Origin of the sequence: Exiguobacterium sp. SH0S1 (genome assembly GCF_004337165.1) — a bacterium.
Lineage (GTDB): Bacteria > Bacillota > Bacilli > Exiguobacteriales > Exiguobacteriaceae > Exiguobacterium > Exiguobacterium aurantiacum_A.
The window spans coordinates 222698-237310 of record NZ_SJVC01000003.1 but is presented as its reverse complement, the minus strand read 5'-3'; the positions used below and the strand labels follow the sequence as shown (position 1 = coordinate 237310).

Sequence of the window (14613 nt, the reverse complement as noted above, 5' to 3'; positions counted from 1 at the left end):
ACGCGCCGGGGAATATCCCGACGCGTTTTACATGTGATGATGGTCGTTATGATGGTGCGAACCAGACCGACGTCTCGGCGCCGGCTCATCGGCGAACTTCTCGCCGTCCAAAATACCGAGCCGCTTATATTGGCGGTCGACCCGTTCTTTCGTCTCGTCTCCGACGTGCGGTGATTCCATGACGAGTTGATAGCTACCGAGCGCCACCCGGAACGGCTCCATCTGCGTGCGATGGACCGGAAACGACTTCACGTCCCGTAAATAATCGGCGAGACGGTTTGCTGATGCGTCATCGGGATGATCTGCGAGGTCTGAGGCGAAGCGTTGCATGTCTTTCAATAGACCCTTCGTCTTCGTCACTTGGCGAATCATGCTTATAATAGCGATTATAATCACGGTTAAAATGCCGATAATAAAAATCGGAAAGATACTGAACATCCCACTAAAAAACGAATCTCCCATCCCTGTCGAATCGATGTATACTTCTTCCCCGAATGCGAACGTGTTGACCATAATGTCTCCCCCTTTTTTCCTAATATACGGACGCCGCTTCATTTGGTTTCATGCCTACAAAAAAAGCCGCGGCACTCGCCACGGCTCAACTGTCAGTTCAATTGTTTCTCCATCATGATGCGCGGTGCGCCATCTTCCGTGTACGCCCCCATGATGTCGTAGCCGCAGAGCAGGTTCAAAATGATGACGCCTTTGTTCGTGTTGCGCGCTTTCGTCCGAATCGAGTGGAATCCTTGCGCTTTCACCCATTCGAGTTGCGTATCCATCAACTTGCGGCCGATCCCGTACTTTTGGAACTCAGGATGCACGCCGCCAGCCCAGCTATAGAAGCGATATGGCTCAGCCTCGTAGCCGATCTTGAATCCGACGGGCCGGTCGTCAGAAAATGCGAGTAACACGAGCGGGTTGGCATGGCGGTACAGTCGTTCTTTAAAACGAAGTTGGTCGATGTCGCCGTACAGATGGCGATACAGGTTGAAGAATTCCTCTTCAAACTCGCTAAAGTTCGTCGTCACATCTTTCACGATAAATGAACTGGTCGTACTCATCTTTCCATCCCCTTTCGAAATATGGACAAGTTACTCGTACGCCTGTTTATTTCGCCATCTACTCGGATTTTCCTGTTTCTCGCTCAAATGCGTTCAAACCTTTTTGTTTGTACACCCCGAGCGAACGTTTCGGGAGGCTCCGCACCATCCAGTTTTTGAACACACGTTGTTTGTCCTCGATCGATAGTCCGTATCCTTCCGTCACGATATGACGGGCCCGCGTCGTCACGTCATAAAGCGAGATGGCGGCAGCGACCGAGATATTTAAACTTTGGACATAACCTTGCATCGGGATGACGTAATTCCCGTCCGCTTTCGCGAGTGCCTGCTCCGACACACCGTGATGCTCGTTCCCGAATAAGAGCACGGTCGGTTTTGACACGTCGACGTCTTCGAGCGGGATCGCCTCTTCGCTGAGCGCCGTCGCGAGTATTTGATAGCCGTCCGCTTTCAACTGATCGATCGCCTCTTCAATCGAAGCGTGTTCGACGACGTCGACCCAGCGATCGGCACTCTTGGCGATAATCGAGTTCGGTTTGAACTTGGCCCGTCCCTCGACGACGTGAAGCGTCTGCACACCGAACGCGTCCGCCGAACGCAATACGGCCGACTGATTGTGCGGATCGTCAACGCCCTCGGTCAATACCGTGATGTGATTCGTCCGCGTGTTCAATACGTCTTGCATCCGCTTGACGCGGTCTGGCATAAGCATCGAGAACAAGAGCCGATCCTCTTCTTTCATCACGCCCGTTCGTAACAACTCTTCAAGCAACGTGGCCTGCTCTTCTTTTGACAATGCTGATGTCGTCTGTCTCCATCCCATTCTTCTCGCCCCTTTCAACCTCTAGTATTTTAGCGGGATTCGTTTCGACTGACAAGCGACGTCGTAAAACAGCGTATTTTCATCCTTCCATGAAAATTTATGAATTTTAGGAAACCGGTTGCACAAATTTATGCAATCGATTACAATCATTAATGCAAGCGATTGCATTGGCGATCGTTCTTAACAGAGAAAAAGTTCCTAACAGGAAGGAAGCGTATAGCATGAAACAGCTCATCTCATTTGATTTTTGGCAAAAACTCGGTAAGGCCTTGATGGTCGTTATCGCCGTTATGCCGGCAGCAGGACTCATGATCTCGATCGGTAAATTGATCGGCATGTCAGCCGGAGACGTCAGCATCTTGCTCACGACGGCACGCATCATCGAAGACTTAGGTTGGGGCATCATCGTCAACTTACATATCTTGTTCGCGGTCGCCATCGGTGGCTCGTGGGCGAAAGACAAGGCCGGTGGTGCGTTCGCCGCACTGATCGCCTTCATTTTGATCAACCGTGTCACAGGCGCCATCTTTAACGTCAACGGTGCCATGCTCCAAGACCCGGAAGCGACAGTCCAATCCCTCTTTGGGGCCGACCTCGTCGTCGCTGACTACTTCACATCTGTCCTCGGTTCACCTGCCCTGAACATGGGTGTGTTCGTCGGGATCATCGCCGGTTTCCTCGGTGGTGCTCTTTATAACCGGTTCTACAATTTCAGTAAATTGCCGAACGCCTTGTCGTTCTTCAACGGGAAACGGTTCGTTCCGTTCGTCGTCATCCTCGGTTCGGTCGTCGCGGCGATCGCGCTGTCGATCATCTGGCCAACGATTCAAGGGGCACTCAACAGCTTCGGCCAATGGATTGCCACGTCACGTGACACGGCACCGGTCCTCGCGCCGTTCATCTACGGTGCACTCGAACGTCTGTTGTTACCGTTCGGTCTTCACCACATGCTCACCGTTCCGATGAACTACACGGAGCTCGGTGGCACGTACACGATTTTAACGGGCGCGACAGCTGGTTCAGTCGTCGCCGGTCAAGATCCACTTTGGTTAGCTTGGGTGACGGACCTCGTCAACCTTCGCGCCGCTGGGGATACGGCTGCTTACAACACGCTGCTCGCTGACGTCGTACCGGCCCGTTTCAAAGTCGGTCAAGTCATCTTGTCGTTCGCCGCACTCATCGGTGCCGCTTATGCGATGTACCGTAACGTCGATGAGGACAAGAAAGCCCAGTACAAGCCGATGTTCCTCTCGGCCGGTCTCGCCGTCTTCTTGACGGGTGTCACTGAGCCGATCGAGTTCATGTTCATGTTCGTCGCTCCAGTCCTTTACGTCATGTATGCACTCATGGCCGGTGCCGCCTTCGCCTTGGCGGACATTATCGACCTTCGTGTCCACGCGTTCGGTGCGATCGAGCTATTGACGCGGATCCCGATGATCATCAAAGCCGGACTCCTGCAAGACTTGATCAACTTCTTCCTCGTCTCGGCTGCGTTCTTCTTCATCAACTTCGGGGTGTTCAACTTCTTCATCAAGAAGATGAACTTGCCGACGCCTGGACGTAACGGCAACTATATGGAAGAAGCGACAGAGCAATCGACGGTGACCGGCAACGAGCAGGTCATGGGGATTATCGCTCTACTCGGTGGGGAAGATAACATCGAGGACGTCGATGCCTGCATGACACGTCTTCGTGTCACAGTGAAAGATATGTCGCTCGTCTCAGAAGAGCGCGAATGGAAAAAGAACGGCGCCATGGGTCTTATCTTAAAAGACCGCGGTGTCCAAGCAATCTACGGCCCGAAAGCCGACGTGTTGAAGTCTGACATTCAAGACGTCATCGGTGCATAATCAACAGGCCAGCTCGTGCGAGTTGGCCTGTTTTTTCTAAAGGAGGACTACTGTGAATATTTTGACGCTCAACTGTCACGCCTGGTTAGAAGATCGGCAACAAGAGAAAATCGACTCAATCGTAGAACGGATCGCGAGCGAGGAGTATGACATCATCGCGCTCCAAGAAGTGAACCAACATAAAGAAGCGCCGCTGATTGACGGTCTCATCCGTGAAAACAACTTTGCCCACGTCCTCGTTGAAAAACTCCGTGAGCAAGGGGTCGCCTATTACATGACATGGGATTTCGCCCATTACGGGTATGACATCTACGAAGAAGGCGTCGCGATCTTATCGCGGACACCGTTCGTCTCGACCGAGTCGTTCTTTGTCTCCCAAACGACCGACCCGAACGATTACAAGTCCCGAAAAATCGTCAAAGCCGTCGTTAGCGGCACTGACGAACCGACGGCCGTCTACTCGTGCCATCTCGGTTGGTGGCATGATGCGGACGAACCGGCTCGTCACCAGCTCGATGAACTGCTTCGCCGCGTCGAAGATGACGACCGGGCTCTCCTGCTCGGCGACTTCAACAACGACGCGTTTCTGCGCGGTGAAGGCTACGACTATTTGATCGACCACGGTCTTCAAGACTTGTTCTTTCTCGCGGCTGAGCGTGAAGGCGATGCGACCGTCCAAGGAAAAATCGCCGGTTGGGACGAGAACAAGCAGGCGCTTCGCATCGACTTGATGTTGACGAACGCCCCGATCCACGTTTCGCGTCACGCCGTCGTCTTTGACGGCGACAACGGACCAATCGTGTCAGACCATGCCGGTGTCGAAGCGACCGCGTTTTGGCGATGAGACAACCCCTTTCTTTCTGAACTGGAGATAAAGGGGTTTTGCTTTGCCAAAAAATCCTGTATGGTTGGAAACGACTGATGTCTAACAACCTTTGAACGAAAGAAGTGATTACATCTTGACGACCACCCCATCGCTCAGTCGCAACGACTGGACGCTCATCTTATCACTGGCGTTGCTCACGTTCGTGCTCGGCACGAGTGAGTTCGTCATTGTCGGAATTTTACCCGATATCGCGGATGGACTGACCATCTCGATTGCCACCGCCGGGACGCTCGTGTCCGCCTTCGCCATCAGCTTTGCCATCGGCACCCCGCTCATGATGTCGTTCACGAGCCATATGCCGAAACGACGACTTATGCTCGGACTCACGCTCGGCTTCATCGTGCTCAATTTCTTGAGTAGCCAAGCACCGAACTACGGTCTTCTGCTATCAACACGCATGGTGACCGCGGTCGTGACCGGTGTGCTCATCTCGCTCGCCATGCTTGTCGCCAGTGAATCGGTACCGCCGACGAAGCGCGGCATCGCCGTCTCGTTCATCTTCGGCGGCTTCACGATGGCGAACGTGTTCGGTGTTCCGCTCGGGACTTTCATCGGGCAACGCGCGGGCTGGGAAGCGACGTTCTTCATGACGACCGCACTCGGTGTCGTCGCCTTATTCGCGGTCTACCGCGTCGTCCCCAACCAGTTATCGAGCGCGAAGACATCGATCTCTGACCAGCTCCGGCTCTTGACGAATCCGCGTATTTTGATCGCCTTCTTCATCCCGGCTCTTGGATTCGGTGCGACGTACGTCGTCTATACGTATCTCGTCCCGATCTTAAAAGGCGTGCTCGGCGTTCCGGTCGCATGGATCAGTCCGATCCTGCTCGCCTACGGTTTCATCTCGATCTTCAGCAACATGGCGGCCGGGAAAATCGCGAGCCATAACCCGATCGGTCGGCTCCGGTTCGTCTTTCTCATCCAAGCGGTCGTGCTCGCGGCGCTTTATGTGACGACGTCGAACGTGACGCTCGGTCTCATCAACATCGCCCTCATGTCGTTCATGGCGATTCTGCTCACGACGTCGACGCAAATTTATTTGATCGATTTGGCCGAGAAGTTCAACCCAGACGCCAAAGGTCTCGCCTCGTCACTCATGCCTGTCGCGAGCAACGTCGGTATCGGCATGGGGTCTGCTCTTGGTGGTCTCGTCTATGCGAACGCACCGGTCATGATGCTCGCCCTCGTCGGTGGCGCCGTCGCCTTACTGACCGCGGCTTTGACGTCACTCAGTCATCGTCTCGACCAACGCTAAACAGCGTGCCCGAACCCGGGCACGCTGTTTTTTTAGAGCCAATCTATGATTTGATCAATCGTCTCATCAAGTTGTTCTCTTGCGCTGAGCGGGCTGTCGTTATCCCCGTCTTGCGGCCCGTACATCCCAAAGTTGGCATGATTGCCACCTTCGATCTGATGGAACGTGGCGTCACTCGGCACGCTGTCAAGGCTCGTTTCGATATCGGCCGGTGTCGCCAGACCATCCAATTCACCCGAGATCGACAAGACGCGCAAGTCGCTATCCGTCATCGAGCTGATCGGATACGAGGCGAGGAAGATGACCCCGTCGACTTTATCTTCGTTTTCGAGCGCATAGCCCGAGGCGGCCGAACCGCCGAGCGAATGACCGGCGACGTACCAGCGCTCGATATCGGGATGTGCCTCGATGATTGTTTCCGCCGCATCGATATCTAAGATGCCGAGGTTCAAGCGCAGCGACGGGATGGCGACAAAGTGCCCTGCTTCCGCCAATCGGGTCCCGTAATAGGCGTACGCCTCTTTATCGACTTTTGCACCCGGGTACAAGATAATCCCGACCTCGCTCGCCGGGTCACCGAACTCTAGTCGGTTGTCGACCTGTTCAGCTTCAGCCGCATAGCCAAGCGCTTCATCCGTCGGTCCGTACGTCATTTGAGTCCAAACGACGAAGCCGATCACGGCGACAAGGATGACGGCAAGCAACGACAGTCCGATCCACTTCAGTTTTCTCTTCATTATATACCTCCATTTGCATCCACTTCGTCGTCACGGTACACTAATAGTAAAAAAGGGAAATACCAGGGGGACACCATGACGAAAAGTTCTGTAACCACGACGATTCAGTGGTTTATTTTTATTTTAGCTACCAATATTGTACCACCGCTCGCCATCGCCGCCCTATTTGAACTGTCGCCGGCCGAGACGATGACGTTCATCTCGCGCTCGCTGTTCATCTTCGCACTGTTCAGCATCATCCAGACGCTGTTCGGCCACCGTCTGCCGATCTTAGAAGGACCGGCCGGCATTTGGTGGGGTGTGTTCACGCTGTACGCCTCGATCGGCCCTGCCCTTTACGGCAGCGGGCAAGAGACGCTCCAAGCGCTCGGCTTCATGCTGTTCTTGAGCGGTGTGCTCGGCGTCGTCATGACCGTGACCGGACTGCTACGGCGCATGTTGTCGCTATTCACGCCTCAAGTGCTCGGTGTCTATATGATTTTGCTCGTCCTGCAATTATCCGGTGCCGTCATTAAAGGCGGTTTCGGTGTGAGCGAGGACGGCATCAATATCGTGCAAGCCGTCGCGACAGCCGGGCTCGTCTTGTTCGCACTCACGCTCGAGCGGAGCCGCTTCAAACAATACGGTCTCGTCATGACGCTTTTCGTCGGGTTCGGATTGTTCAACCTGCTCGGTCTCGGCAACCCAATCGTTCGTTCGGACTCGTTCTTCCTCGTTCCCGAGCTGTACCCGTTCGGGGCTTGGGTATGGGATTGGAACTTACTTCCGACCGCTTTCGTCATCACACTTCTACTCATGACAAACGTGCTCGCGAACATTAAATTGATTGAGCGCATCGTCAGTTCACGGACGAAACAACAAGTCGAAGGCAACGTCGCCGCGTCCGGCGTCGTCAGCGGCGTCAGTCAGATGGTCGCTGGTTTGTTTGGAACGCCTGGACCGGTCGCGATCTCTGGGACAGCCGGTTTCTTGTCGTCAACGGAGAGCGTGCACCGTGCCCCTCACCTCGTCGCTCACGGCTTAATGATGGTGCTCGCTTTAATCGGACCGTTCGTGTCGCTCATCGCAAGCATCCCGGCCGCGGTCGGGTACGCCATCGTCACCCCGCTCATCGCGACGATGATCATCATCGGGATTAACGAGGCCGCGTTCGAGTTGAACCAAAAGACGGCGTCGCTCACGGTCGGCCTCCCGCTCGTCATCGGGGCCGGGGCGATGTTGCTCCCGCCTGGAGCGATGAACGATTTACCGCCGCTCCTTGCGACCGTGTTCTCGAACGGTCTCGTCCTCGGGACGGTCGTCGCCTTGACGACCGCCATCCTAAGCCGAATCCACGACTAAAAAAGAACTGACCTCGCGCCTGAGGTCAGTTCTTTTCGGTTACGTGCATATGGAAAGCTTTGTCGTGCGGCAAGACGGCACCGTCTTCCGCCTCGAAGTGTTCGCGGTCCTTGAAGTAAGCCGCAATCGTCAACGTGTCCCGATGGAGGGCACGCTTGAACGCTTGCTCGACCGTGACCGGTGTTCCGTCATCGTTTTTCAGTTCGAGACCCATCAGCTTGTAGCCGATCGTTTGACCACCACGGCTCATCTGGCACGCCTCAATCGCATAAGAGACGAGTGTCGGTGTGATGACCGCGTGGACGAACTCGCTCTTCACTTTCTTCCGAACGAGCTGTTCGACACCGAAACTTAGTAACCCGGCAATGACACCGTCAATCATGACGGCTTTCGTGCGTTTACTCGTCACTCGCTTCATTGGCTCATTCCCTGCATCATTCCAGACGTCAACACTTCCGTGCCTTGTCCTTCTTCTGCCGCCATGATCAAGGCTCGGGCCACATGTAACGCTTGGATTGGGGCCGCGTTTGGCACTTTTTCGAGCAACAGTGGTTGGAATGGGCGGCTGACGACTTCAGCCGCTTTCTCACCGAGCCGGAACGACTCGCGGTCGCCGAGTAAGAGCGACGGGCGAGCGATAATCAAGTGCTCGAACCCGAACACTTTGAGCCCGTTCTCGAGTTCGCCTTTCACTCGGTTGTAGAAGAACGGCGAGCGCAATGACGCACCTTGTGCCGAGACAACGGCGTAACGTGTGGCGCCGTGGCGTTTCGCGACACGCGCGACTTCGAGCGGCAACTCGAGGTCGACATGTTTGAACGCCTGCTGCGATCCGGCGACGGCAATCGTCGTACCGAGTGCACAGTACACATCGTCAATGTGAGGCAACGTCTCATCCATCTTCTCAAAGCCGACAACTTCATGTAATTTCGGGTGACTCCAACGTTTCGAGCGGCGGACGACGATCCATACCGCGTCATACCGTTCTTGTTCGAGCAACTGCTCGACGAGCTCGCGTCCGATCAAACCGGTCGCGCCGACAACGAGTGCTGTTTTTCCCATCCTAGTTCCCCCTTGTTACGTACTCCTTTCAGTCTAGCTGACTTGCCGTTCATCGGCAACGACCTCGTCGGGACTGAACCGATCGACGAGACGGAAGAAACCGTTTAAGAACAGGGCTGTGAATGAGCCGGCAACGATGGCGCTATCCGTGAACAGTTGGATCGATTCCGGCATATTGGCGACAATGCCTGGGTTGGCTGTGATGCCGAGCCCGATGCCGATCGAGAGCGCGATCGTGATCAAGTTCTCGTTTTTCGCAAAATCGACTTGGCTAAGGATGCGAATCCCCGACGCGGCGACCGTTCCGAACATGACGAGCATCGCCCCACCGAGCACCGGTTTCGGGATGAGCGTCGTGAACGTCGCGACTTTCGGCAAGAAGCCGAGCAAGATCAAGAGCCCGCTCGTCCAAAAGATGACACGACGTGATTTGACACCCGACAGCTGGACGAGTCCGACGTTTTGACTGAACGTCGTGTACGGGAAGCTGTTGAAGATCCCGCCGAGGATCGTCGCCACACCTTCGGCTCGGTACCCTTTCGTCAATTCGTTCGATCCGATCGGTTTTTTCGTGATATCACTCAATGCCAAGAACACACCAGTCGATTCGATCATCGAGATGATGGCGACGAGCGTCATGACGAGAATGGCCGACACGTCAAACGTCGGCACCCCGAAGTAGAACGGCTGCACCATTTGGAACCAGCCGGCCTCACGGACCGGGCTGAAATCGACGAGACCGAGGAACGCGGCGACACCGGTACCGATCAAGACGGCGAACAAGACCGCTGCCGCCCGACTGAACACGGTACCGACTCGGTTCAAGACGAGAATCAAACCAATCGTCAATCCGCCGAGCGCCAAGTTTTGCATCGAAGCGAAACCAGGCTCACCCGGTGTCCCGCCGCCGATATCATTGATGGCGACCGGGATGAGCGAAAGGCCGATGATCGTCACGACCGAACCAAGGACGACCGGCGGGAAGAATCGGGCCAGTTTGCCGACGAAGCCTGAAATCAAGATGACGATGACACCGCTCGCAATCAACGCCCCATAAATCGCTGTAATACCGCTCGAACTGCCGATGGCGATCATCGGACCGACCGCTGTGAACGTACAACCGAGCACGACCGGTAGCCCAACACCGGTGAAGCGGGTCGTCCATACTTGAAGCAATGTCGCGACGCCGCACATGAACAAATCGATGGCGACGAGATACGCGAGCTCAGTCGGTCCGAGCCCGATGGCCCCACCGACGATAAGCGGGACGATGGCCGCGCCTGTGTACATCGCGAGCAGATGTTGGAACCCGAGACTGGCCGTTTTGAACGTGTTCATCGGACCACCTCTACGAATGAGATGCTATCTGCTCCAAGTTTGGCGATACGGGCGAGTGATTCGACACGATACCCTTTGTCGATCAGTTTTTCCCGTCCTGGCTGGAACGACTTCTCGATGACGATGCCGACACCCGCGACGGTCGCACCGGCCGACTCGACGAGCTGCGTCAAACCGAGCGCCGCTTCCCCGTTCGCGAGGAAGTCATCGATGACGAGGATACGCTCATCCGGTTGGACGAAACGACGGCTCAAGCTGATGCGGTTCGTCTCTTGTTTCGTGAACGAATAGACGTCCGCTTCGACGAGGTCGTCTTGGAGCGTGAGTGATTTTCGTTTGCGGGCGAACACGAACGGGATGCCGAGCTCGAGCGCCGTCATCATCGCTGGGGCGATCCCGCTCGATTCGAGTGTGACGATTCGGTCGATCTGGTCATCACGGAATCGGTCTGCGAATTCACGACCGATCGCCTGCATCAATTCAGGATCGACTTGGTGGTTCAGGAACGCATCGACTTTCAATACTTGGTCCGACAAGGCACGGCCTTCGTCTCTAATTTTGTCTTCTAACTGCTTCATTGTGTTTCCCTCCAATAAAAAAATGCGATTCGTCACCCCTACCCGGGGACGACGAACCGCATGAAAACACAAAGAATGCACACGACAAGCGTCACCCGTAGTCGAACCATTTACGGTGGTTCGGTAGAGACTTGTGAGCCATATTCTCACGGATATACGAGTGCGAATCTTTTTAGTTATATAAGATAAAGTTTATTGTAGACGAGATTGCAGAAATTGCAACCCGTTTATGAAAAGACTGCTAAAAGTCCGATTTTTCTGAAACTGCTGTATACTGAAGATACTGGAAAAACGAGAGGAGCCACATCCATTATGAAGTTATTCGTTCTTGGTGCCACCGGACGGACCGGCCATCAGTTTGTCGATCAAGCCATCGAGCACGGCCATCACGTGACCGCCTTCGTGCGCGAACAGAAAAAACTCATCCCGACCCCACAGCTCGAGATCATAGAAGGCGACGTCACGGACAGTTCGGCGTTGACCGACGCGCTCAAAGGGCACGACGCCGTCATCAGCTGTCTCGGGACCGATTTGAGCGACGCCGATTTCTTGGCCAGCGTGACCGATGCGCTCGTCCCCGCCATGAAAGCGAACGATGTGACGCGCATTCTGTACCTCGCGTCTGCCGGGATTGACAAAGAGATTCCCGGGATCGCCGGAACGGTCGTGACGTTCATGCTCCGGAAGCCGCTTCGCGACCACCGGGCCGCGGTCGACCTGTGGCGCAACTCGTCGTTCGACTACACGATCGTGCGGCCGATGCAACTGACGGACGGTCCGCGAACATCGGTGTACCGGACGGACATCGACGGGATCCCTGCCGACGGTAAACAGATTTCACGCGCTGACGTCGCCCAGTTCATGTTGAACACGGTCGAAGAGAACAGTTTCGTCCGGCAGTCGATCGGACTGGCGTACTAATTTTTTTGAATCCATGCTACAATATCGGATAGTCAACTTTGAAGGGAACGAATACGAATTATGAGTATATTAACAGTACAAAACTTGAGCCACGGTTTCGGTGACCGCGCCATTTTAAATGACGTGTCTTTCCGTCTATTAAAAGGTGAACACATCGGCCTCATCGGAGCAAACGGTGAAGGAAAATCGACGTTCATGAACATCATCACGCGCAAACTGCAACCGGATGAAGGGAAAATCGAGTGGGCGAAAAACGTCCGCGTCGGTTACCTCGACCAGCACGCTGTCCTCGCACGCGGGATGACGATTCGTGACGTGTTGAAAAGCGCGTTCCAATACTTGATCGACATGGAGACACGCATCGGCGAACTCTACATGGAAATGGGCGACGCGTCACCTGAACAGATGGACGACATGCTCGCTGAAGTCGGCGAACTGCAAGAGACGCTCGATTCGAACGACTTTTATATCATCGATGCGAAAGTCGAAGAAGTCGCCCGCGGACTCGGTATTTTAGACGTCGGTCTCGACCGCGACGTCGCTGACCTGTCAGGTGGACAACGGACAAAAGTGTTGCTCGCGAAGCTACTCCTTGAGAAGCCGGACATCCTCCTCCTCGATGAGCCGACCAACTATTTGGATGAGATCCATATCGAGTGGTTGAAGCGTTATCTTCAGAACTACGACAATGCGTTCATCTTGATCTCGCATGATATCCCGTTCTTAAACAGCGTCATCAACTTGGTCTACCATATGGAGAACCAAGATTTGTCGCGTTACGTCGGCGACTACGACAAGTTTATGGAAGTGTACGAGATGAAACGGTCGCAGCTTGAGTCGGCTTATAAACGCCAACAAGCGGAAATCGCTGATTTGAAAGACTTCGTCGCCCGTAACAAGGCCCGCGTCTCGACACGAAACATGGCGATGTCACGTCAAAAGAAACTCGACAAGATGGACGTCATCGAGCTGAGTGCGGAACGTCCGAAGCCAGAGTTCCGTTTCTTGCAGGCGCGCACGTCAGGCCGTCTCATCTTTGACGCAAAAGGTCTCGTCATCGGTTACGATGAGCCGCTCTCACGTCCGCTCGACTTGCAGATGGAGCGCGGTCAGAAGATCGCCCTCGTCGGCGCGAACGGAATCGGGAAGACGACACTCTTGAAGAGTCTGCTCGGCTTGATCAACCCACTTGAAGGAACGGTCGAACGCGGCGAGTTCTTAGAGATCGGCTACTTCGAACAAGAAGCGGCCGTCAGCAACAACACGTGTATCGAAGAGATCTGGAGCGAGTTCCCGTCGCTCAACCAGCAACAAGTCCGGGCCATGCTCGCGAAGTGTGGTCTCATGACGAAACATATCGAAAGTAAAATTGCCGTCCTCAGTGGTGGCGAGAAGGCGAAAGTCCGCCTCTGTAAGCTCCAAAACAACGAGTCAAACTTACTTCTTTTCGATGAGCCGACGAACCACTTGGACGTCGACGCGAAAGAAGAGTTGAAGCGTGCGTTGAAAGAGTATAAAGGCAGCATCTTGCTCATCAGTCACGAACCGGAGTTCTACCAAGACATCGTCACCGACGTCTGGAACTGCGAATCGTGGACGACAAAAGTATTCTAAAACGTGTAGAGGAAGTGTCGCATGACAGGCCCAATCCAATTGAACGAACGCATCGTTCTCTATGACATCATTCGAGGGTTTGCCCTGTGCGGCATCTTCCTCGTCAACATCCCGAGCATGCTCGGGAGCGACTGGATCTTCGGTAAACCGATGTATGAAGGCAGTGACCTCGTCGTAAGGACACTGTTCGACTTGTTCATCCAGACGAAGTTCTATACAATTTTCTCTTTACTGTTCGGCATCGGCTTCTCGATTTTTCTCGAGCGTTCGTACGCGCGCGGGGATTCGGCGAGCCGCTATGTCCGACGCATCATCATCCTTTTCTTGTTCGGACTTGCTCACCTGGCCATCTGGTCGGGTGACATCTTACATACGTATGCGATGTGGGGGTTGTTGCTCCCCTTGTTTTATGGATTGAGCAACCGCGCGATTTTGACGTGGGCGTGGAGTTTGTTGATCGGGAGTTTTCTCTTGTTCTATGGCTCATCTGTCTTGATGGAGTGGACGACGGGGTATTTCAATCCCGGCTATCCGTTCCCGACCGCGTATAACGCCGGTTTTGGTGCTTGGTTCGATTACCGGCTCGACGTCGAGATCTTTAGCGCGATCTCAAACTCTCTGCTTGTCGGGATTGAAATCTTTTGCCTATTCTTATTCGGTCTCTATATCGGGCGTGAGCGGAAGCTGCTCACATGGACGCTTCAAGGATTGACGCGGACGGCCATCATTTGCAGTGTTCTCGCCTTGCCGTTTTTCGGGGTCATCCTTTGGCATCGTTACGGCGGCGGCGCTTACTACTGGACGAACCTAACAGCCGTCCTCATCTCCGGAAAACTGCTCGCGACGACGTACGTCTGTCTGTTCACCGTCGCCGTCCGGAAAGGACTCACATTCCGTCCGCTCCAGGCGCTCGGCCGGATGGCGCTGACGAACTACTTGACGCACACGCTCGTCGTCGTGCTTCCCGTCATCGCGCTCGGGTATTACGGACGTCTGTCGCTCACTGAAGGATTGTTCTTGAGCATCGCGATTTTGATTGCCCAAACGTTCTTCTCGATGTGGTGGCTCAAATCGCATCGCTACGGACCGTTCGAGAAGTTATGGCGGATCGGGACGTACGGGATTCAGAAGAAAGTATCATAGCATG

15 protein-coding genes and 1 riboswitch are annotated in these 14613 nt (G+C 54.5%); of the genes, 7 read left to right on the top strand and 8 right to left on the bottom strand.

The features are described 5' to 3' along the window. Positions 1 to 27: 27 nt before the first annotated feature. The 3 genes from EVJ20_RS10295 to EVJ20_RS10285 all read right to left on the bottom strand — a co-directional run bounded on the left by EVJ20_RS10295 (position 28) and on the right by EVJ20_RS10285 (position 1884). On the bottom strand, positions 28 to 513 hold the full coding sequence (locus tag EVJ20_RS10295) for a hypothetical protein (RefSeq protein ID WP_131508148.1): 486 nt from the start codon (positions 511 to 513) through the stop codon (positions 28 to 30). Between the two features lie 92 nt (positions 514 to 605). After that, complete coding sequence (locus EVJ20_RS10290) at positions 606 to 1061, bottom strand: GNAT family N-acetyltransferase (RefSeq protein ID WP_236633530.1); 456 nt, start codon at positions 1059 to 1061, stop codon at positions 606 to 608. Positions 1062 to 1119: 58 nt separating this feature from the next. After that, on the bottom strand, positions 1120 to 1884 hold the full coding sequence (locus EVJ20_RS10285; protein ID WP_070328329.1) for a TrmH family RNA methyltransferase: 765 nt from the start codon (positions 1882 to 1884) through the stop codon (positions 1120 to 1122). 221 nt (positions 1885 to 2105) lie between these two features. Here EVJ20_RS10285 and EVJ20_RS10280 point away from each other — a divergent pair, with 221 nt between their 5' ends. The 3 genes from EVJ20_RS10280 to EVJ20_RS10270 all read left to right on the top strand — a co-directional run bounded on the left by EVJ20_RS10280 (position 2106) and on the right by EVJ20_RS10270 (position 5875). After that, positions 2106 to 3734: a PTS transporter subunit IIBC gene (locus tag EVJ20_RS10280; RefSeq protein ID WP_131465955.1), complete on the top strand. Its 1629-nt coding sequence runs from the start codon at positions 2106 to 2108 to the stop codon at positions 3732 to 3734. Between the two features lie 52 nt (positions 3735 to 3786). After that, complete coding sequence (locus EVJ20_RS10275) at positions 3787 to 4578, top strand: endonuclease/exonuclease/phosphatase family protein (protein ID WP_070328331.1); 792 nt, start codon at positions 3787 to 3789, stop codon at positions 4576 to 4578. 115 nt (positions 4579 to 4693) lie between these two features. After that, positions 4694 to 5875: an MFS transporter gene (locus tag EVJ20_RS10270; RefSeq protein ID WP_236633758.1), complete on the top strand. Its 1182-nt coding sequence runs from the start codon at positions 4694 to 4696 to the stop codon at positions 5873 to 5875. Between the two features lie 32 nt (positions 5876 to 5907). On the opposite strand, the gene EVJ20_RS10265 is transcribed toward EVJ20_RS10270, so the two are convergent. Next, positions 5908 to 6612, bottom strand: a complete 705-nt coding sequence (locus tag EVJ20_RS10265; protein WP_131508146.1) for an alpha/beta hydrolase — start codon at positions 6610 to 6612, stop codon at positions 5908 to 5910. Positions 6613 to 6687: 75 nt separating this feature from the next. On the opposite strand from EVJ20_RS10265, the gene EVJ20_RS10260 reads away from it, so the two are divergent. Continuing rightward, positions 6688 to 7953 (top strand): purine/pyrimidine permease, encoded by a 1266-nt coding sequence (locus EVJ20_RS10260; RefSeq protein ID WP_131508144.1) that lies wholly within the window; start codon positions 6688 to 6690, stop codon positions 7951 to 7953. Positions 7954 to 7978: 25 nt separating this feature from the next. On the opposite strand, the gene EVJ20_RS10255 is transcribed toward EVJ20_RS10260, so the two are convergent. From EVJ20_RS10255 to EVJ20_RS10240, 4 genes are read right to left on the bottom strand one after another with little or no spacing between them, the layout of a single operon-like run. After that, on the bottom strand, positions 7979 to 8371 hold the full coding sequence (locus EVJ20_RS10255) for an RDD family protein (RefSeq protein WP_131508142.1): 393 nt from the start codon (positions 8369 to 8371) through the stop codon (positions 7979 to 7981). After that, positions 8368 to 9015, bottom strand: coding sequence for an NAD(P)H-binding protein (locus tag EVJ20_RS10250; protein WP_131490593.1), 648 nt, complete (start codon positions 9013 to 9015; stop codon positions 8368 to 8370). Before EVJ20_RS10250 ends, EVJ20_RS10255 begins: the two co-directional genes overlap by 4 nt. 33 nt (positions 9016 to 9048) lie before the next feature. Then, positions 9049 to 10353: a nucleobase:cation symporter-2 family protein gene (locus EVJ20_RS10245; RefSeq protein ID WP_071398846.1), complete on the bottom strand. Its 1305-nt coding sequence runs from the start codon at positions 10351 to 10353 to the stop codon at positions 9049 to 9051. Beyond that, positions 10350 to 10931: a xanthine phosphoribosyltransferase gene (locus tag EVJ20_RS10240; protein WP_131465946.1), complete on the bottom strand. Its 582-nt coding sequence runs from the start codon at positions 10929 to 10931 to the stop codon at positions 10350 to 10352. Before EVJ20_RS10240 ends, EVJ20_RS10245 begins: the two co-directional genes overlap by 4 nt. 78 nt (positions 10932 to 11009) lie before the next feature. Beyond that, a riboswitch (purine riboswitch) is annotated at positions 11010 to 11111 on the bottom strand. Between the two features lie 132 nt (positions 11112 to 11243). Here EVJ20_RS10240 and EVJ20_RS10235 point away from each other — a divergent pair. Genes EVJ20_RS10235 through EVJ20_RS10225 form a run of 3 tightly spaced genes read left to right on the top strand, consistent with a single transcriptional unit; the run spans position 11244 to position 14609 of the window. Further along, positions 11244 to 11852 carry an NAD(P)-dependent oxidoreductase gene (locus EVJ20_RS10235; RefSeq protein WP_131508140.1) on the top strand — a complete coding sequence of 203 codons (609 nt, stop codon included), beginning with the start codon at positions 11244 to 11246 and terminating at the stop codon, positions 11850 to 11852. Positions 11853 to 11912: 60 nt separating this feature from the next. Then, the gene (locus EVJ20_RS10230; RefSeq protein ID WP_070328340.1) at positions 11913 to 13466 is read left to right on the top strand and encodes an ABC-F family ATP-binding cassette domain-containing protein; all 1554 of its coding nucleotides are present in this window, start codon (positions 11913 to 11915) and stop codon (positions 13464 to 13466) included. A gap of 21 nt (positions 13467 to 13487) precedes the next feature. Next, positions 13488 to 14609, top strand: a complete 1122-nt coding sequence (locus EVJ20_RS10225; protein ID WP_131505151.1) for a DUF418 domain-containing protein — start codon at positions 13488 to 13490, stop codon at positions 14607 to 14609. Positions 14610 to 14613: the final 4 nt, after the last annotated feature.